This window comes from Flavobacterium ovatum (assembly GCF_040703125.1).
In the GTDB taxonomy this organism is placed as follows: Bacteria; Bacteroidota; Bacteroidia; order Flavobacteriales; family Flavobacteriaceae; genus Flavobacterium; species Flavobacterium ovatum.
In genome coordinates this window covers 1,360,258-1,379,281 of record NZ_CP160035.1, presented here as the reverse complement: position 1 = coordinate 1,379,281, position 19,024 = coordinate 1,360,258, and the positions used below count along the sequence as shown (strand labels likewise).

The following is a 19,024-nucleotide window of genomic DNA, read 5'->3' as shown; positions in this document are numbered from 1 at the left end:
TTCCTACTTCTTGTCTCTTGCCTCTTGTCTCTTGTCTCTAAAATAAAAACTATGGTAATCATATCCAATCCGACAGCAGTACCAAATGAAATAGCGACCATCCATTCTCTTTTTGAGGAAGGGATGGAGTTATTTCATGTTCGAAAACCTAACTTTTCTGAAGAGGAAATGAAAGTTTTCGTTGAAGGTATTGGATTGGACTATCGATCGAAATTGGTATTACACAACCATCATCATTTAGCGACTTTATTAAAAATTAACCGAATTCACTTTGCTACAAATCTTCGTGAGGCGGTCAGCAATAAAGATTTTGAGATAGTAAAAGATCAAGGATTTAGGCTATCAACCTCGACTCACTCTATTACCGAATTCAATGCCTTAGATTCAAAATTTGATTATTCCTTTTTAAGTCCTGTTTTTGAAAGTATTTCGAAAGAAAATTACGTTCCCAAAACCAATTTATTTGAAGACATAAAAAACAGAACCAATTTCAATACCAAGTTAATTGCATTAGGTGGAATTGAATTTTCTAATATCCAAAAAACACTAGAATCTGGTTTTGATGATGTAGCGCTTTTAGGAACTATTTGGAACAGAACACAACCTATTAAAAATTTTATATTATGCCAACAAATCGTCCTTTCGTACTGAGCATAGCGGGTTTTGACCCTTCGGCTGGCGCAGGTGTTTTGGCTGACATCAAGACCTTTGAGCAACATCGGGTGTATGGTTTTGCGATTAATACAGGTAATACCATTCAGACCGATAAAGAGTTTATTTCCATTCAATGGACAGCACTAGACTTTGTATTACAATCAATTGAAACGTTGTTTACTTCCTATGATATTAAAGCTGTAAAAATCGGCATTATACCTTCATTAGAATATCTGAAAGCGATTGTTTTTTCGATAAAAAAACGTTCACCAACAACGAAAATTGTTTGGGATACCGTTTTAAAATCATCAACTGAATTCAAATTTTTAGAACTAAATAATGAAAATGAGTTGGTTGCTATTTTGAAACAATTAGAATTAATTACACCTAATTATACTGAGATCGTACAATTAGGAAACCACGATTCAACTATTGAAAATACACTAAAAAAACTAACCATTCACTGTCCCGTATTACTCAAAGGAGGTCATAATCCAGAGGATGTAGGCACCGATTATCTGTATACCAAAGACCGTTTCTTTCGGCTTTCGCCAAAAAAAAATCAAGCATACGAAAAACACGGCTCTGGTTGTGTTTTATCAGCAGCAATAACAGCCAATTTAGCATTGGAACAAAATCTATTTACAGCTTGTAAAAACAGTAAAGATTATATTGACAACTTTTTATTATCTAACCCCACTCAACTAGGATATCATTATGTATAATCGCTTACAATACATTTCACAAGGGATAACAGTAGAAGAACAATTATTCAATATCCACCAAGCCCTCGATAATGGTTGTGACTGGATCCAGATGCGTTACAAAAAACAATTTTCAGATGACACTTTCAAATTGGCAGAAGCCGTAAAAATGTTATGCGCCGAATACCTCGCTACTTTCATCATCAATGACAACGTATATCTAACACAACAAATGGATGCCGACGGTGTACACTTAGGCCTAACTGATATGAGTATTCTTGAAGCAAGAAGCATTTTGGGAGAAGCAAAAATCATTGGAGGAACGGCAAACACCTATGAAGATATTCTTTCACACGTTTCTAACGGATGTAATTATGTAGGACTAGGCCCTTTTCGTTTTACAACTACCAAAGAGAACTTAAGCCCCGTCTTAGGGTTGGATGGCTATAAATCCATCCTTGACCAATTGAAACAAGCGGAAATTACCATACCTATTTATGCCATTGGAGGAATTAAATTAGATGATGTTGAATCTATTGTTAAAACAGGAATTCACGGAATTGCCACTTCAGGTTTAATTACTGAAAGTGATTTCAAAACAAAATTAATCACACAACTTAACGAAAAATTATATGGATACGTCCTTATTTAAAATTGGAGATAAAGAACTGCGATCACGCTTGTTTCTAGGAACAGGGAAATTTGGTTCGAATAGACAAATGGAAGAGGCTATATTGGCATCCGAATCCGAATTAGTTACCGTAGCTTTAAAGCGTATGGATTTAGAGACAGACACCGATGCTATTTTGTCACATTTAAAACATCCAAGGATCAACTTATTACCCAATACTTCAGGGGCTAGAAATGCGAAAGAAGCCATTTTTGCAGCACAACTCGCCAGAGAAGCTTTAGAAACAAATTGGTTAAAACTCGAAATTCATCCAGACCCAAAATACTTAATGCCCGACGCGATTGAAACGCTGAGAGCGACTGAAGAGTTGGCTAAATTGGGTTTTATTGTTTTACCATATATCCATGCTGATCCTGTTCTTTGCAAGCGATTGGAAGATGCTGGAACGGCTGCCGTTATGCCATTGGGTTCGCCAATTGGGAGCAACAAAGGTTTAAAAACTATAGACTTTCTGGAAATTATCATCGAGCAAAGTAAAGTCCCCGTAATTATTGACGCTGGCATTGGCGCTCCGTCCGATGCCGCCAAAGCAATGGAATTAGGAGCGGATGCCGTTTTGGTCAACACTGCAATTGCTGTTGCTGGAAATCCACGATTAATGGCGGAAGCTTTTAAGGAAGCTGTTATTGCAGGTCGAAAAGCATTCGAAGCCAAATTGGGACAGCAGTACAAGCATGCGGTGGCGTCTAGTCCGTTGACAGCATTTTTATACGAATAGAAGTTTAATTGCACGCAGATTTTGACAGATTTTCGCAGATATTTTTTTGATTCAATTGAAAGAATTTAACTATTTTTAAAGGAACTGAATTTTTACAAAATGACAGAAAATGACATTTCCTTTAAAATTAGAGGTGCAATATTCAAAGTTTATAATACACTCGGCCCAGGATTATTTGAATCTGTCTATGAAAGCGCTCTATATTATGAGTTGACAAAATTAGAATTGAAAGTTGACAGACAATTTGAAATTACAATACCTTACGATAATATCATTTTAGATGTTGCTTTTAGAATTGATCTATTGGTAGAAGACAAAGTAATTATTGAATTAAAATCTGTCGAAGAATTAGCTCCAATCCTTTACAAACAAGTAATAAATTATTTAAAACTGACAGATAAAAGACTAGGAATACTAGTGAATTTCAACACTACCTCAATTTTAAATGATATTAAACGAATAGCAAATAAAATTTAAAATCTGCAAAATCTGCGTGCAACAAAAAAACATGCATTTGTGCAAAATAAAAATTAAAATGACAACTTTTAAATCTATTTTTGAAAAATACAATTGGGATGAAATTCAATCCAAAATATATGCTAGCACGGCAAAGCAAGTCGAGCAAGCACTTGCCAAAACCAAGCGCAATTTGGATGACTTTTTGGTTCTGATTTCTCCTGCTGCTCAGCCTTATTTGGAGCAAATGGCGCAAGAATGTCACGAATTAACCAAAAAGCGTTTTGGAAGAACCATCCAAATGTACGCGCCTCTGTACTTGAGTAATGAATGCCAGAACATTTGTACTTATTGCGGTTTTAGTTTGGATAACAAAATCAAACGCAAAACTTTGATGGATTCAGAAATCAAACAAGAAGTCCAAGCTTTGAAAACCCTAGGATTTGACCATGTATTGTTAGTTACAGGTGAAGCGAATTACACCGTAAACATCAATTATTTCCTGAATGCTATTGATGTTATCAAAAAAGACTTCTCGACCATTTCTGTAGAAGTGCAACCGCTGTCGCAAGAAGAATACGAACGATTGCATGAAGCAGGCGTTTACTCCGTTTTGGTATATCAAGAAACGTATCATCAGGAGGTGTATAAAAAGTATCATACCAAAGGAAAGAAATCTAATTTTGATTTCCGATTAGACACACCAGATCGCATTGGGAAAGCGGGGATTCACAAAATAGGTTTAGGTGTTTTATTGGGATTAGAAGATTGGCGCACGGATAGTTTTTTCAACGCCTTGCATTTGGACTATTTACAGAAAACGTATTGGCGCACAAAATATTCAGTTTCTTTTCCGCGATTGCGACCTGCAGAAGGAACCGTTCCTCCCAACTTTATTATGGATGACAAAGATTTAACACAACTCATTTGCGCTTATCGATTATGGAACGAAGATTTGGAAATTTCTATTTCGACTCGTGAGAATGAAAAGTTTCGCAATAATATTATCCCGATTGGAACTACGAGTATGAGTGCGGGCTCTAAAACAAATCCGGGCGGTTACGTAGTGGACCCACAATCATTGGAACAATTTGAGATTAGCGATGAGCGTTCTGTCGCTGAAATAGCTGAAATGATTACTCAAAGAGGCTATGAACCGGTTTGGAAGGATTGGGACAGAAGTTATAAAATGATTTAAGATTTTTGATTAACGATTTTTGATTGCAGATGGTTCGACTTTGGCAAAATTGACGTTTCTACCCAAAAATTGTTTCGACAAGCTTAGCTTAAGAAATAGTTCAATTGTATTTCAAAAAAAGGTTTGAGGCAAGAGCTTTAAATGATTTAAGATTTTTGATTAACTATTTTTTTTGATTGCAGATGGTTCGACTTTGGCAAAATTGACGTTTCTACCCAAAAATTGTTTCGACAAGCTTAGCTTAACAAATAGTTCAATTGTATTTCAAAAAAAGGTTTGAGACAAGAGCTTTAAATGATTTAAGATTTTTGATTAACGATTTTTGATTGCAGATGGTTCGACTTTGGCAAAATTGACGTTTCTACCCAAAAATTGTTTCGACAAGCTTAGCTTAACAAATAGTTCAATTGTATTTCAAAAAAAGGTTTGAGACAAGAGCTTTAAATGATTTTTGATTGATGATTAACGTCCCGAAGCTTCGGGATTGATTGCAGATTTACCACTAATTACTATTCACTTTTCACTCAAATAAAAATGAGCGTTATACAAGATTTTTTACGATACAACCGACAGGTTATTTTACCCGAAATAGGTGACGAGGGACAGGTAAAACTTAAACAAGCCAAAGTACTTGTGATTGGCGCTGGTGGTTTGGGCTGTCCGATTTTGCAATATATAGCTACGGCAGGTGTAGGAACCATTGGCATAGTAGATTTTGACAGGATCGAAATTCATAATCTTCACAGACAAATTCTTTATACTGAAGATCAAGTAGGTCTACCTAAAGCTACTACTGCAAAAGCTACTGTCAAGAAACTAAATCCGTTGATTGAAGTTTTGGCTTTTGAAGAGAAATTAACTATTGAAAATGCGGCTCGAATCATTAGTCAATTTGATATTGTAGTGGATGGTTCGGATAATTTCGGAACACGCTATTTAGTGAATGATACTTGTGTCGAATTGGGCAAAACATTGGTTTACGGTAGTATCCTCGGTTTTGAAGGACAACTTGCGGTTTTTAACCATCAAGGGAGTAAAAATTTACGTGATTTGTTTCCGGAACCTCCAAACCCTAAAGATGTTCCTAATTGTAGTTTTAACGGCGTACTAGGTACGTTGCCTGGGATGATTGGTACGATGATGGCGCACGAAACCTTGAAATTAATAATTGGACTGCCGACTTTGAGGAATGAATTGGTTTTGTACAAGACTTTGGAATGGGGATTTGTGAAATTAACTTTTTAGTTTTTCTGGAACATTGATTGGAGAAAACCTCAACTATATTGTAGTAGGCACATAAAAAACTCCTGGCCGATTTGACCAGGAGTCTGTACAAAGATTGGAGATTACTGAAAATTTATTTTATTAATTTTTTGACATACTCATTGCCCTCTTTATCGCTTATTTTTAAGATATAAACACCTTTAGATATTAAAGCATCCGAGGAAATATCTATATTTTTACTCTTTGATGTCCCTGAAGTAACCACACGACCGTTAATATCTGTAATCACATATGAGAAATAACTATTAAAGTATCCTACTTCTATACTTATTTTACTAGCTCCAATTGGATTAGGATGCACATTAACGTTAGCATTCAATTTATTATTTTGAACAGATAAAGGAGCATCTGTAATATTAGCATAACTAATCTTTTGATCAATATTAGTTGCAAAACTACCGCCTATTGGACGTATTGCTGTAACAAATTTATAATTTGTTCCGACAGGAAGCTGAGTAGCTACAGTTACATTTACGGTGGCGGTTTTATTTACACCTGCAACAACGGTTAATTTACTCTCCATAATATGTACGTTACTAGGAGATTTTATAGCTACATTAATCTCTCTTGATTCTGTAGCAGTATAAATCACCTTAAATGAATAAGTATTTGATTGATTGCTAAAAGAAACTGGAAAATTATCAAAAGCAATCACTTCACTAACAGTAGGCGGATCTACTGTTGCTCCTTTACAAGCAAACTCTAATTTGGTCCACCTACCTCTAGAGAACGCTGTTGTAGTACCCTCAGGAACTTTTCCATTAGTATTAGAATTGAATTCTACTTGAATCTCGTCTCCGTTGTTAACTACCACATCTTGCCATGTTTTAGTTGTAGGAGTATAATCAACTGTAGTCTCGGGATTTTGATATGTTCCAACATATACACCTCCAACTTTTAGTTTATAACTTGACTCCCCATCTAATTCCGCTAAAGTTGTTAAAGTGATATTATAAGTACCATTTTTACCTGAAAATATCTGTTTAACAGCTGCAAAAACGTCTTTGTGTTGCGCTGCATTGATTGCCATCGCACCTCTAGCGGCGTCAACATATCCTTGTACAAAACCAGAAACTTGTGTTACTGGAAAATCAACAGCATTTAAAGTTACATTCGTACAATCTGTTGTTGGAGCACTACAATCAACTCCAATTCTTGCCGATTCAGGAGTATTGACATTTTTAGCATCATTAAATTTATCATCTTTAAATAACATTAGTCTGTCAACACAGTGTCCTGTGGATCTTCCTGCATATTGAATTGTATACTCACCCGCAGTAGGGAAATCAGCCCACAAACTCAATCCATTGACATTTCCACTTTCACCATAACATTCAAAAACAAAATCAGATTTTTGTATCCACACTTTCGTAGGGTTAACTAAATTATATTCAACCCCAGTTTTTATCCCATAAAACCTGACATTGTTTCCCTTAATCAATAGCCATGCATCATTTCCTGCATCTGATGTCGCCGCTTGAGGATCTCTAACGTTTCTCCATAAAAACCTATACGTTCCAGGATTGTTTATTTTAATTTTATAGGTTAGCGTATTTCCAGTCGAACTAGTATTAAAATTATTAGGACCAGAATATCGTAGATAACCTGCTCCTGTAGGAGATGTAACACCTACGTCTCCCGTTTCTAGAGTAAACTTAGCAGCTGCATATCCCGTAGCACTTTCGGCCTCTATAACTAAGAGTCCATTTTGTTCTTCAAAAGGACATCCAGCATCTGGTTCAACAATCACAGGTGCTTCAACCACAGTTATTGTTGCCGATTTAGCAAAATTTCCATCCTGAGTCGTTGCAGTAATTGTAGCTTGACCTATACCAATACCTTTGATAATACCAGTAGTGCTAACAGTTGCTACACTTGGATTACTTGTCGTCCAAGTTAAAGTTTTATTTGTAGCGTTTGTAGGTGTAAAAGTAGTAATAAGACTTATTTCATCATTAACATATAATGAATTTGCGGGTTGGCTTAAACTTAATCCTGTTACACTAATATTTTGTCCGTCATTTCTAGTAATCAAGGCTACCCAGTCAGAAGTTAAATTATCCGGAGCAGCTCCAATACTCAAATTTGCACCTCCATTTAGAGAGGTCACCGTACCATTTCTTAATGAACCACCGTTTCTAGGATCAAACCATTTAACAGTATATATTCCTGTTTGCCCTGTTAAATTTAGGTTGGTAGTACCTCCCTTTTCTAAGTAAACAACATAAGTTTTTCCTGCTTCAGACAAGCATCTATTAAGGTTACCACTTGTTAAAGCATCTGTATTTTGCATTTTCCAATATTGAAGTCCATTCCCTTCAAAAAATTGTAAAATAGCAATTTTAGTCCATTGGAACAAAGTATTGAACCTGTTAAAATTTTCAGTTTTAAAATCTCCTTCAGATCCACCATACCACATTACACCTGCACCACCGGCAATTAATCCTTTCCAAAGAATTTTCGTTCTAGCTTCTGGAGCTACTTGATCGTTATTTATATCAGTAGAAGTAAACATACCTGTTGAGCCAGGATTTTGTTCGTCACTTGCAACTACCCATGGAGTACCCGCTAGTTTCGATTTTTCAATCCATGTTTTAATACCCGACTTACCATCATAAGCATCATCATATCCTGTAGTTTTTGCACTTTGAATAGAAGCACCTGTAATTCGTGCATTATTAGCTAATAAGTAATTGTAATGTATCTCATGCTTACCAGGATAGGTATGAAACACTCTATGATTTTGCCAAGGATCAATATCTGCTAGCCAATTGATTCGATCTATTGCTTTTGAAGCATCAGTCTCAACACTACCTCCAAACTCTTCAGAAATATTCCATTCTAAACCTAAATGATGACCAAACCTAGCAACCATTTCTCTATAGAAAATCTTAAGTTGATTAGCATCTAAAGCATTCCAATTTTCTGCTTCAGCCAATTTTAAATGTACGACCAAACCATTCTTTTCTGCATGATCTAAAATAATTTCCCATTGTTCTAATTTAGAAACATCATATTTATATTTTTCATTAGTTAGAGTCCAAGCAAATACGTTTTTATCATCTCCTCCAAAAAGAGACATAGACATAGAATTCATTAGTTGCTTTCTAAGATAATTGATAGCCCCTATTAAGTTTTTACCTTTATTACTTTTCCAAGTAGGGTCTCCAACTTCCCAATCAGCAGCATGAGGAGTAAAAGAGTGCTCCGTACAAAGTCCACAACTATTTTTATTTCCCTCATGGTCAAAATCGTTATAATCAAATAGATTTTCAGGAGAATCTGGACCAAATTTCAAAAAATGCTCACCCGTTTCCGACCATTTCAAATAACGACGTTCGTCAATATCTCCACTTATTTGATATTTCAATCGGCCTTTGGCTCGTAAATCTGGTAAAGCTACATTTGACGCTACGACAACTCCAACAGTACCTGCAATATCATAAGTAGGATTTGGCAACTGATTCACTTCTTTCAAAGCAACATCAGTACCCGAGTAAAACAAAACCCTATAAGTCCAGTTCCCTATCCTATCTGGTCTTAAAAAAGCTTTGAATATTTTTCCACTAGTAGCACTTGTATTTGCAGCATCTCCATCGGCCGCAAAAAAACCAGGCACTCTAATATTGTTTCCTTGAGCATCAGTAAAGACAACATCCATACGGTTATCTTTAAAGTTTGAATCTGTTTCACTTATATCAGAGGGTAGCGTTAACGAAAGAGAAATTTTATCCCATTTTTTTAAAGAGGTTTCTCCTTGAACAGTCACTATTTGACTATAGCCCGAATAAGACGTAATCATCATCAGTATTGTTAACATCAACAAACGTGATATTTCCTTAATTTCTTCTCCTAAACTAGGAGTAGTTACATTTAGTCCATAAGTACACTGTCTACTTATTAAAAAATGTTTCTTAAATAATTTTCTTTTCATTTTTTGGTTTTTTTGGTTAATAAAACAACTGGTTATGCATTATCGCTAAATTAAATATTTGAGGATATTTTTTTGTCATATATGTCTTAAAGACTAAAACATATGGTTTTCAGTATTTTAAATTTATTTATTTTTAGTTTGCAAAGGATGGACTACAATGAGATACTGACTTGCTTAAATTTTATTGTAAAATCATTTTTAATAAATTTTCAATTTCCTGCTTTGCTCACATTTAAGGTGAAGATTATTGCAAACACAGAATTGAGAACTATAGCGGTATCTTTTTGGGTGGCCAATGCCAGAAAGGGATTCAATACAAATTGGATATTAGAACACAGGCAGGAAGCATAATAGAAATCAAAAAACTCAAAAGAAAACCTTAACATCAATGATATACTGCCCCAGATGGCAGTGAAAAGCCCGGACTGAAAAAACCTATTTTTTCTAGGAATAAAAGAGCGACCGGCAGGAAGCTCCTTTTATGACTTTAGAAAAAAAGGTTTTTGAAGGAGGACTTGTAACGGACAGCTGGATTGGGCACTAAATAAAACTAAGACACGAATTTCTCGAATTGGTACGAAATTTAAATAATTTCTCGAATTTTTTTATGAGTGTAGTTTCTAATAGACACTTAAAAAGTTTATACTTCTTTTCGAAGAATCTTCATAAAATCATCTCTTTCTATTTCGCGGCAACCTAGACTTTCGAGGTGAGGGTTGTAGACTTGGCAATCTAGGAGTTGGTAGTTTTTGTCTTTTAGATGATTGACGAGGCTGACAAAAGCGACCTTGGAAGCGTTGGATACTTTGGAGAACATGCTTTCGCCACAGAAAATGTGTCCCATATCTACGCCATACAAACCGCCTACAAGTTCATCATTTTGCCAAACCTCAACAGATTGCGCGATGCCTAATTCGTGTAAATTGCAGTAGGCATCGATCATGTTGTTGGTAATCCAAGTACCGTTTTGTCCGTCACGTTTGATGTGTTGGCAATTGGAAATTACCCCACGAAAATCTTTATTAAAAGTTACTTTGAAAATATCCCGATTGAGGATGTTGCGCATGCTTTTGGATACTTTGAGTTCGTCAAGGAACAAGACCATGCGAGGGTTTGGCGACCACCAAAGAATGGGGTCATCCTCCTCGAACCATGGGAATATGCCACTGCTATAGGCTAACTGCAATCTTTCGGGCGACAAATCACCTCCTATAGCTAAGATCCCATCATAATTAGCTTCGGAAACCGGTGGAAAAAACAACTCTTGGGACAAATAAACCATAACTTTGACAACTAAATAAAATGATACGCTTACTTTTACAAAACTAATGGATTGAAATGGATTATGCCACTATCTATAGATTTGAATTAGACATTTAATAGTTAAACCATTAAGAAATCAAGAAGCATTATGTCTTAATTTCTTAATGGTTTTCATAAATTTGAATAGCAATTTTGACTTCTGTAATATGAAAAATTATTTTTTTGTTGTTTTAATTTTGATGAGCAACTTGATACATTGCCAGTCGCTGGACAGTTTATCAACTACTAAGAAAATCAGCTACACACCATTCTATGTTTCAGCGGGATTAGTCACTACCGGGGCATTATTACTAAATACTACAATTAATCAGGATATTCAAAATAAAGCCGACTCACGGTTTGGACCTAACTTTCATACGCAACTTGATAATGTGACGGTTTTTGTCCCGATGGCACAAATTTATGCGGGGAAACTATTGGGTTTTGAACCAAAAAATAATAGTAAACACCAAACGATTTCAATTATTACGGCCAATGTTTTGACTTATGTTTTAGTTACTGGATTAAAAAATACGGTTAAAGCCAACCGTCCTGATGACTCAGATCAATTGAGTTTTCCTTCGGGGCATTCTGCAATTGCTTTTACAAATGCCGCTCTTTTGTTCCAAGAGTATAAAGATTCAAGTATTTGGTATGCGAGTAGTGGCTTTCTATTTGCTACGGCTACAGGTATGTTACGAATTGCCAACAACAAACATTATGCTTCGGATGTTTTGGCAGGAGCAGGAATTGGTTTAGCAACAGGATTCTTGGTTTCCTACTACAATCCTTTACAAAACCTTCATTTTGGAAAAAAGAATAAAGGAACAGCTTTGATTTATCCGCAATTTGGGAATCAAATTGGGATTGGCGCTATCATTCGACCTAACTTTTAGACACAAAAAAAGCCTTGAAAAAATCAAGGCTCATTTTCTATTTTTCGTTTTTAATTAAAACGGTAAATCGTCAGCTTCTTCTTCGTTTAAGTTAGTTGCTGGAGTAAAAACTGGAGCTGCTGGTGCCGCTGGAGCTTGAGCATTTGGAGCTTCTGCACCTGCTTTTTCAATTCTCCATCCTTGGATACTGTTAAAATATCTAGTTTCTCCTTGTGGGTTAACCCATTCTCTACCTCTTAAATTGATAGAAACTTTTACTGATTCTCCTACTCCGTAATTGTTTAATAAATCACATTTATCTTGAGTAAACTCAACTAATATATGTTGAGGATATTGTTCTTCAGTAGTAACAACTAATTCTCTTTTCTTGAATGCCGCACTTACTTGTTGCTCTGGATTAATCACTTTAACTCTACCAATAACTTCCATCTTCTCTATATTTAATTTTTGTTTATATTCGATTGTTGACTAGAATATTTTTGCTTTAGACAAAAAAATCCCTGAACGGGAAACTTCTATTTGACAAATATACTAACTTCTTTAGACGCACACAAAATAAGCCTTAATCTAAATTGAAAAAATTATCAACAATTGCAAACTATTTTATTTTCAGTTGGTTAAAATAAAAAAGCGCATTCGAAACTAATTCCAAATGCGCTTTTAAAATATAATCTAGATTGATCTAGAATTCTTTTTTACCAAATTCACTATCGATAAATTTAGCTTTGTTTTTTGATTTATTAAAGGTGTATGATAAATTCAAGAGAACCATATCTACCTCATATACATAATTGGTTGTGGTATAATATTCCCCCGGATTGTAGGTTGTAATACGTTGTTCGTTGGTATTCAACAATCCCATATCTATATTTTGCCATTGCAAAGTCGCTACCAATTGATTGTCTAAGAATGTTTTTCTCAAAGTTAAATTTGGCGAATAAAAACGAGAATCTTCTCCTTGTGCCGTAATTTTTTCAGATAAATAATTCAACGTAAACTGCATAGAAGTTGTACTTGAAAAGTTATAAGTACTGTTGGCATTTATAGAATACTGAATCGCATTAGAATTGATTCTTTTTCCGTCGTAACTTCCATCAATATTGAAGTTATATACGTTCGCCCCTATAAAGTTCGTCCATTTAGTTGTTGGTTTGAATTGTGTTCCAACTTCCAGTCCTATCGTTTTTCCTCTACCTACATTGGTATAGATTCTATCCAAAATAGTATCGTTCAAGACACCAGCAGTTGTATAAGAAAGTGTATTGACACGATTAATCAAGTTTTGAACATCTCTATAGTAAGCCGTTGCAAAAACCGAATTTCCGCTTTTGAAATTTTTACTAATTCCCAATTCGATTAAATCGGTAAACTCAGGACGAAGATTTTTATCTCCTTGTTCAAAAGTCTCAGAGTGCTCTCTTTCTTTAAATGGATTCATCTTGTACGTTGGCGCACGATCGACTCTTTTGCTGTAAGCCGCTTTCACTTTTACATTATTATCCATGGTGTATTGAGCCGAAGCTGATGGAAACAATTTCACATAATCATACTCTAGGTTTTCTGCTGCTGTATTGAATCCTTTTAGATAAAAATCACGATTCATAGATTCTAATCTTAACCCTGCAGCATACTCCCATTTCTCTTTAGCTCCGTTCAATTGCAAATATCCAGAATGTATCAAACGATCAAGGTTTACAACACTGGTAAACTCTGGAACAATTTCGAATACTCCAGAAGTAAGATTACGTCTTTCGTAAATAAAATTACCGTTGTGTTTTAGTTTTCTAAATTGGTAACCCGCTTCTAGTTTTCCAAAAGAAAAAGGTTTGAATTCATAATCCAATTGGGCTCTGCTTCCGTATAAAGGATTGTCATTGGTATTGTATTCGTCTTGATATACGATTGAAGGATCTGTATATCCTAAGTTCAAATTGGTCGTTGGACCACCCAACAAAGTATATTCATATAAAACCGAAGCAGTTAATTTTGATTTATCTAAAAATTTATGAGAATAATCAAAACTTCCTAAAGCGAAATCACCGTCACGAATTCTCAAATTTTCATTGTAATAATCGAAAGTTTTAAGAACAGCTCCAGTAGTCAAATCGGTTCTTTTATTGTTGTAATAAATATCGGCTTGTCTGTCATTTTTACGTTTTCCTGCATAGAAACCTACAGAGAAATTATCCGCTGTATTTGGTGTATAATCAACCGTAAAACGTCCGCTGTAGTTTAACTCATTGGTACTACGTTCTCCGTCTGAAGGAAATTCGGTTTTATAATTCTCGGTTACGTTATTGGTAAAAACGTACCCTTCTCTACGACCTTGAATATCGTTTCTTCCAAAACTACCACCCAATGAAACATCCCATTTATCTTTTTTGAAATTATAGGTTCCGTCAATTCCGTAACGTTGTGCATTTTCTTTATTGTCGTAATTTTCTATAGAAGGGAATCCACCTTTTACGTTAATTTGCGCATAAGAACCATCGGTAGCTCCTTTTTTGGTGATAATATTCAAAATACCTGCTTTCCCATCTGGATCATATTTAGCAGATGGAGCAGTCACTACTTCTACTCTATCAATTGCATTGGCTGGCAACTGACCCAAAATAGTCGAAATACTTCCTTGTGTAGGCTTACCATTTAACAAAACCATAAAACCAGTAGTTCCTCTTACACTAATGTCGCCCTGACTGTCGATAGCAATAGAAGGTAAATTTTTCAACACATCAGTTGCGGTACCACCTTGACTATTCTGAAAAGACTTTGCATCATAAACTTGACGGTCAATCTTGCTTACAACAGTACTTTTTTCAGATTTAATAACTACATTACTAAGTTGATTTTCTCCCGAAATCAAAGAAACAACACCAACATTTAATGATTTATTTTTATTATTAATCAGAATATCATTGAAAGTCTTTTTTTGGAAACCTATAAAAGAAACTTCTAGGTAGTAATTTCCGTTCTTCAAATTTCCAATTTTAAATGTACCGTCATTATTGGAAACAACACCTGCAACTACCGTCTTATTTTGCGTTGAGAACAAAGTGGCTGTAGCATATTCTAACGGAAAATCTCCGTCAACGACCTTTCCTGAGACCTGACCAAAAACAGCAGCTGTTACTAGAAACGCAAGGAATGTAACAAATTGATTTAATTTCATTATAATTTTTTTTTGAATGCCAAAAATACTGTAATTAATACAATAACCTTGGTACATATGGTGATTTTAAGGTATATAAATGTGTTTTTATTAAATAATTGATGCTTGCTTGAAAACAAGTGGTGTAATCTCAGTATGTCTCTTAAAATATTTCACAAAATGAGATACATCCTTAAAATCAAGACTATAACCTATTTCAGATATTGTTCGATCAGTGTAAACCAATTGCCTTTTGGCCTCTTGAACGATATGCGCACTAATCACTTGAGAGGCCGTTTTAGAAAAACTCTTTTTACAAATAGCATTCAACTGTTGCGTATTAATACTCAACAAATCTGCATAAAAAGAGACGTCATTTCGTAATTCCTGTTTCAACAATTCTTCAAAATGTATCGTTTTATCTGTATTATCTAAACGTTCTGTACGATTAGAATACCCAATAATTTTAGCAAACAAAGCTTTTAACCCACCTTCTATAACTTCCTTTTGAATTGAAGTTTGTTTCATTTCAAGACACAATACCTGAAACAACTTATCAATCGATTCATCATACTGAAGCGTAATCATTTGTTCTTTCTTCAACCTATATAATTGTTGGTTGATATGTTTATCAATTATCTTCTCCAAAAAATCCTCTTTTACAATTATGACAAAACCTTCTGGAATACTATCAATTTCCCAATGATGCACTTCGTTATTATTGACTACAAATACCACTGGAGGTTTTATTTCATAAGCGATGGAATCCATATAATGAAAACCTGAACCCGCTTTAAAATAAACTAATTCAATATATTTATTATGACGATGGGGCTTTGTGTACCTTTTATTAACATCAAAAGGTTCAATTTTGACATCTGTTACATTTGGAATTTTAGTATAAACAGCAATAGATTCTTTCATTAATATTTTTTCAGCACTTTATTTTAAAATTATGAATAACCGGACTACGGCTAATAAACAGAATGCTATTATTTTGGGCGTGACCCTTCGTAAAGACTACGGGTCGGGCTATTCATTTCAATCTTGTGGAGGCATAAATCACAGCCTCCACAAGGATTTTCACTCCTGTCCCTCACGCAATATCGTCCGATTATAACACAAAAACAACATTCCAAGGTTCCTTATGACCCTAATGACGCAAAAAGGTTTAAAGCAATACCCACAAAATATAGTTCCAAAGTATATTTTACTATATTTATACCTTTAAATTTCATGTATGCAGTTTTCTGAAAAAAGGAATACAACTCGCTGGGTTATCATCTTCATCTCATTTTTGATTGTCTCCTTAATCCTTTGGAACACTTATACCTTTTTTCAAATTTTCAAAAATGAGGAAAGACTTAAAATGAACCTCTGGGCCAATGCTCAAAAAACATTAATTAATGCCGATGAAAATACAGATGTTGACTTGCCTCTTGAAATCCTGAGCAATAATTCCTCTATCCCCATTATACTTACAGAAGGAAGCACAATCATCAATACCATTAACATAGATGAAAGTTTAGGACTTAACAGCCCCTCGACACATAAAATCCTAGACCGATTAAAAAAAGAAAATGACCCCATTGTGATTGAATATGTTCCTGGACAATTTCAAAAATTATACTATGGCAATTCGGCATTACTGAATAATCTAAAATACTATCCTATTGCCTTATTACTCATCATCTTTTTGTTTGGTTTATTGGTCTACAACTTTTACAAAAGTACCAAGTCGGCTACCCAAAACAAACTTTGGGCAGGAATGGCCAAAGAAACGGCACATCAAATAGGAACTCCTTTATCTTCATTAATAGGTTGGGTCGAAATCCTAAAAGCCGATGAAGTAGATGAAAGCATAACACTAGAGATCGAAAAAGACATTCAACGCTTGCAAACTATAACGGAACGTTTTTCAAAAATCGGCTCTGTTCCATTGTTAGAAACAAAAAATATTATTGAAGAAACTTTTCAAGCTTACACTTATTTGCAATCTCGCTTTTCTAAACAGATTGAATTTCATTTTGAAGCTCCGGACAAAGAAGTTTTCATACCTATCAACCCCACTTTACATGGCTGGACGATTGAAAACTTAGTCAAAAATGCTATTGATGCTATGAAAGGAAAAGGAAAATTAGTTTTGAAAATTGAAGAAGACAAAGGGATTTTAAAAATAAATGTATCGGATACAGGCAGTGGAATACATAAAAACCAATTTCAAACAATTTTTGAAACTGGATTTACCACCAAAAAAAGAGGCTGGGGACTTGGTTTATCATTAACCAAAAGAATTGTAGAAGAATACCACAAAGGAAAAATAAAAGTATTAAAATCTGAAATTGGAATTGGAACTACGATTCAAATTAGCTTTAAAATGAATGCTTAATTCAGTAAAACCCCTATAACTTCCTATTTTAGTAAATCTTAATTTTCACAAGTTTCTAATCTAATTTAAAGATTAACTTTAAATCAAAAGCCACTAAAATAGTTTACAAATTCGACTGAATTGCAATGGCTAAACTTTCAAATTCTTCTTTGGTCATTTTTACTTTCGACAAAAAACGCATTTCATCCATACCGTTTATCGGAATCAAATGAACATGCGCATGAGGAACTTCAAGCCCAATGACAGACAAGCCTACTCTATTACAAAGAACTGTTTTTTCGATTGCTATGGCTACTTTTCTAGAAAAACGCATCAAGCCTATATAGTGTTCTTCATCCAAATCAAAAATCTTGTCCACTTCAACCTTAGGAACACAAAGCGTATGTCCTTTAGCATTAGGATTAACATCCAGGAAAGCTAAATAATTATCATCTTCGGCTACTTTATAACAAGGAATCTCTCCTTTTATAATTTTTGAAAAGATACTAGACATTATAGAATTGTTTAATCGGTTAATTGATTAATCGGTTAAACAATTAACCGATTAAACTTATTATGCTCTTGAAATTTCTAATATTTCAAATTTCAAAGCTCCACTAGGCACAGTGATTTCAGCAATATCTCCTACTGATTTTCCTAATAAACCTTTTCCAATAGGAGAGGTGACAGATATTTTCCCAGTTTTCAAATCGGCTTCACTTTCGGCTACTAGTGTGTAATTCATTTCCATTCCGTTTGCTTGATTTTTGATTTTCACTATCGATAAAACCAAAACTTTGGAAAGATCTAAATGTGTTTCATCAATCAAACGAGCATTAGAATGAACATCTTCCAGTTTAGCAATACGCATTTCAAGCATACCTTGTGCTTCTTTGGCTGCATCATATTCTGCATTTTCAGACAAATCGCCTTTATCTCTTGCTTCAGCAATATCAGCAGATGCTTTTGGACGCATCACCGACTTCAAGTAATCTAACTCTTCTCTTAATTTTTTTAATCCTTCTGCTGTATAATAAGATATTGCACTCATAGTTATGTCGTTTATATAAATAGAAAAAATCCCATCAGGACGGGATTTCTTTCCACAAAGGTACTATTATTTTTGTTAGTCTAAAATTATATGTTAATCAGTATGAATTTCAAAGTTAAATAAATTAATTTTGTTTCACTAATTGTTTTAATTAATTTTAAATAATGAAAAAAATAATCTTTTTGTCACTTATTACTTTACTATTAACCAACTGTAGCTCCAACAGTATTAACAATAGCAACCCCTATATTCCCAATTATTCTTTCACTGTTTCTATCAATACTGACTTACCCACTTACAACAATTTAAAATTTGCCAGTAATGCCATTTATTACGGTGGCGTAGGAGCCAGAGGGATTTTTGTTTTCAATACTGGAAGTGGCTATAATGCTTTCGATGCAACTTGTCCGAACCAACAAATCAGCGCATGCTCTACCATGACCATCAAAGGCATTAATGTTATTTGCGCTTGCGATAGTGAAGAATATAGTTTATTTACAGGATTAAGCAGTTTAAAATACCCATTGAAGCAATATCGAGTAGAAGTAAACGGAAGTATTATAAGAGTTTATAATTAAAACCCAAAAAGCCTGAAATATAATTTTTTCAGGCTTTTTTTG

At 34.5% G+C, this 19,024-nt stretch carries 17 protein-coding genes; 10 read left to right on the top strand and 7 right to left on the bottom strand.

Annotated features, from left to right (window positions below; all coding sequences use genetic code 11):
• The first annotated feature begins 51 nt into the window (after window positions 1-51).
• The 7 genes from ABZP37_RS05915 to ABZP37_RS05885 all read left to right on the top strand — a co-directional run bounded on the left by ABZP37_RS05915 (window position 52) and on the right by ABZP37_RS05885 (window position 5,666).
• Window positions 52-651 (top strand): thiamine phosphate synthase, encoded by a 600-nt coding sequence (locus ABZP37_RS05915; RefSeq protein WP_366186446.1) that lies wholly within the window; start codon window positions 52-54, stop codon window positions 649-651.
• Window positions 624-1,379, top strand: a complete 756-nt coding sequence (locus tag ABZP37_RS05910; protein ID WP_366186445.1) for a hydroxymethylpyrimidine/phosphomethylpyrimidine kinase — start codon at window positions 624-626, stop codon at window positions 1,377-1,379. The genes ABZP37_RS05915 and ABZP37_RS05910 overlap by 28 nt, the downstream gene beginning before the upstream one ends.
• Complete coding sequence (locus tag ABZP37_RS05905; protein ID WP_366186443.1) at window positions 1,372-2,010, top strand: thiamine phosphate synthase; 639 nt, start codon at window positions 1,372-1,374, stop codon at window positions 2,008-2,010. The genes ABZP37_RS05910 and ABZP37_RS05905 overlap by 8 nt, the downstream gene beginning before the upstream one ends.
• The gene (locus ABZP37_RS05900; protein ID WP_366186442.1) at window positions 1,991-2,767 is read left to right on the top strand and encodes a thiazole synthase; all 777 of its coding nucleotides are present in this window, start codon (window positions 1,991-1,993) and stop codon (window positions 2,765-2,767) included. Before ABZP37_RS05905 ends, ABZP37_RS05900 begins: the two co-directional genes overlap by 20 nt.
• A gap of 99 nt (window positions 2,768-2,866) precedes the next feature.
• Window positions 2,867-3,244 carry a GxxExxY protein gene (locus ABZP37_RS05895; RefSeq protein ID WP_366186440.1) on the top strand — a complete coding sequence of 126 codons (378 nt, stop codon included), beginning with the start codon at window positions 2,867-2,869 and terminating at the stop codon, window positions 3,242-3,244.
• 58 nt (window positions 3,245-3,302) lie between these two features.
• A complete protein-coding gene (gene thiH, locus ABZP37_RS05890) occupies window positions 3,303-4,421 on the top strand; it encodes a 2-iminoacetate synthase ThiH (protein WP_366186438.1) in 1,119 nt (372 codons plus the stop codon).
• 534 nt (window positions 4,422-4,955) lie between these two features.
• On the top strand, window positions 4,956-5,666 hold the full coding sequence (locus ABZP37_RS05885) for a HesA/MoeB/ThiF family protein (RefSeq protein WP_366186437.1): 711 nt from the start codon (window positions 4,956-4,958) through the stop codon (window positions 5,664-5,666).
• A 112-nt stretch (window positions 5,667-5,778) separates the two neighbouring features.
• Here ABZP37_RS05885 and ABZP37_RS05880 read toward each other — a convergent pair whose 3' ends face one another.
• Together ABZP37_RS05880 and aat are read right to left on the bottom strand one after the other, a co-directional pair.
• A complete protein-coding gene (locus tag ABZP37_RS05880) occupies window positions 5,779-9,639 on the bottom strand; it encodes an Ig-like domain-containing protein (protein WP_366186435.1) in 3,861 nt (1,286 codons plus the stop codon).
• A 640-nt stretch (window positions 9,640-10,279) separates the two neighbouring features.
• Window positions 10,280-10,921 (bottom strand): leucyl/phenylalanyl-tRNA--protein transferase, encoded by a 642-nt coding sequence (aat, locus tag ABZP37_RS05875; RefSeq protein WP_366186433.1) that lies wholly within the window; start codon window positions 10,919-10,921, stop codon window positions 10,280-10,282.
• A gap of 187 nt (window positions 10,922-11,108) precedes the next feature.
• Between aat and ABZP37_RS05870 the strand changes: the two genes are divergently transcribed.
• Window positions 11,109-11,837, top strand: a complete 729-nt coding sequence (locus tag ABZP37_RS05870; protein WP_366186431.1) for a phosphatase PAP2 family protein — start codon at window positions 11,109-11,111, stop codon at window positions 11,835-11,837.
• A gap of 54 nt (window positions 11,838-11,891) precedes the next feature.
• Here ABZP37_RS05870 and ABZP37_RS05865 read toward each other — a convergent pair whose 3' ends face one another.
• The 3 genes from ABZP37_RS05865 to ABZP37_RS05855 form a co-directional block, all read right to left on the bottom strand.
• Window positions 11,892-12,266 (bottom strand): DUF3127 domain-containing protein, encoded by a 375-nt coding sequence (locus ABZP37_RS05865; protein WP_366186429.1) that lies wholly within the window; start codon window positions 12,264-12,266, stop codon window positions 11,892-11,894.
• 253 nt (window positions 12,267-12,519) lie between these two features.
• Complete coding sequence (locus ABZP37_RS05860; RefSeq protein WP_366186427.1) at window positions 12,520-15,006, bottom strand: outer membrane beta-barrel protein; 2,487 nt, start codon at window positions 15,004-15,006, stop codon at window positions 12,520-12,522.
• A gap of 90 nt (window positions 15,007-15,096) precedes the next feature.
• Complete coding sequence (locus tag ABZP37_RS05855; RefSeq protein WP_366186425.1) at window positions 15,097-15,909, bottom strand: helix-turn-helix domain-containing protein; 813 nt, start codon at window positions 15,907-15,909, stop codon at window positions 15,097-15,099.
• A gap of 316 nt (window positions 15,910-16,225) precedes the next feature.
• Between ABZP37_RS05855 and ABZP37_RS05850 the strand changes: the two genes are divergently transcribed.
• On the top strand, window positions 16,226-17,374 hold the full coding sequence (locus tag ABZP37_RS05850; RefSeq protein ID WP_366186423.1) for a HAMP domain-containing sensor histidine kinase: 1,149 nt from the start codon (window positions 16,226-16,228) through the stop codon (window positions 17,372-17,374).
• Between the two features lie 103 nt (window positions 17,375-17,477).
• Here ABZP37_RS05850 and ABZP37_RS05845 read toward each other — a convergent pair whose 3' ends face one another.
• Together ABZP37_RS05845 and greA are read right to left on the bottom strand one after the other, a co-directional pair.
• The gene (locus ABZP37_RS05845; protein WP_366186421.1) at window positions 17,478-17,867 is read right to left on the bottom strand and encodes an HIT domain-containing protein; all 390 of its coding nucleotides are present in this window, start codon (window positions 17,865-17,867) and stop codon (window positions 17,478-17,480) included.
• A gap of 60 nt (window positions 17,868-17,927) precedes the next feature.
• Window positions 17,928-18,404, bottom strand: coding sequence for a transcription elongation factor GreA (greA, locus tag ABZP37_RS05840; protein WP_366186419.1), 477 nt, complete (start codon window positions 18,402-18,404; stop codon window positions 17,928-17,930).
• A gap of 164 nt (window positions 18,405-18,568) precedes the next feature.
• Between greA and ABZP37_RS05835 the strand changes: the two genes are divergently transcribed.
• Window positions 18,569-18,982 (top strand): hypothetical protein, encoded by a 414-nt coding sequence (locus ABZP37_RS05835; protein ID WP_366186418.1) that lies wholly within the window; start codon window positions 18,569-18,571, stop codon window positions 18,980-18,982.
• The last annotated feature ends 42 nt before the right edge of the window (window positions 18,983-19,024 follow it).

What these genes read in the sequence shown, in the direction of transcription:
- ABZP37_RS05860 (WP_366186427.1), bottom strand. Translation starts at nt 15,006, where the DNA reads ATGAAATTAAATCAATTTGTTACATTCCTTGCGTTTCTAGTAACAGCT.
- aat (WP_366186433.1), bottom strand. Translation starts at nt 10,921, where the DNA reads ATGGTTTATTTGTCCCAAGAGTTGTTTTTTCCACCGGTTTCCGAAGCT.
- ABZP37_RS05910 (WP_366186445.1), top strand. Translation starts at nt 624, where the DNA reads ATGCCAACAAATCGTCCTTTCGTACTGAGCATAGCGGGTTTTGACCCT.
- ABZP37_RS05855 (WP_366186425.1), bottom strand. Translation starts at nt 15,909, where the DNA reads ATGAAAGAATCTATTGCTGTTTATACTAAAATTCCAAATGTAACAGAT.
- ABZP37_RS05905 (WP_366186443.1), top strand. Translation starts at nt 1,372, where the DNA reads ATGTATAATCGCTTACAATACATTTCACAAGGGATAACAGTAGAAGAA.
- ABZP37_RS05845 (WP_366186421.1), bottom strand. Translation starts at nt 17,867, where the DNA reads ATGTCTAGTATCTTTTCAAAAATTATAAAAGGAGAGATTCCTTGTTAT.
- ABZP37_RS05870 (WP_366186431.1), top strand. Translation starts at nt 11,109, where the DNA reads ATGAAAAATTATTTTTTTGTTGTTTTAATTTTGATGAGCAACTTGATA.
- greA (WP_366186419.1), bottom strand. Translation starts at nt 18,404, where the DNA reads ATGAGTGCAATATCTTATTATACAGCAGAAGGATTAAAAAAATTAAGA.
- ABZP37_RS05865 (WP_366186429.1), bottom strand. Translation starts at nt 12,266, where the DNA reads ATGGAAGTTATTGGTAGAGTTAAAGTGATTAATCCAGAGCAACAAGTA.
- ABZP37_RS05835 (WP_366186418.1), top strand. Translation starts at nt 18,569, where the DNA reads ATGAAAAAAATAATCTTTTTGTCACTTATTACTTTACTATTAACCAAC.
- ABZP37_RS05880 (WP_366186435.1), bottom strand. Translation starts at nt 9,639, where the DNA reads ATGAAAAGAAAATTATTTAAGAAACATTTTTTAATAAGTAGACAGTGT.
- thiH (WP_366186438.1), top strand. Translation starts at nt 3,303, where the DNA reads ATGACAACTTTTAAATCTATTTTTGAAAAATACAATTGGGATGAAATT.
- ABZP37_RS05895 (WP_366186440.1), top strand. Translation starts at nt 2,867, where the DNA reads ATGACAGAAAATGACATTTCCTTTAAAATTAGAGGTGCAATATTCAAA.
- ABZP37_RS05900 (WP_366186442.1), top strand. Translation starts at nt 1,991, where the DNA reads ATGGATACGTCCTTATTTAAAATTGGAGATAAAGAACTGCGATCACGC.
- ABZP37_RS05850 (WP_366186423.1), top strand. Translation starts at nt 16,226, where the DNA reads ATGCAGTTTTCTGAAAAAAGGAATACAACTCGCTGGGTTATCATCTTC.
- ABZP37_RS05885 (WP_366186437.1), top strand. Translation starts at nt 4,956, where the DNA reads ATGAGCGTTATACAAGATTTTTTACGATACAACCGACAGGTTATTTTA.
- ABZP37_RS05915 (WP_366186446.1), top strand. Translation starts at nt 52, where the DNA reads ATGGTAATCATATCCAATCCGACAGCAGTACCAAATGAAATAGCGACC.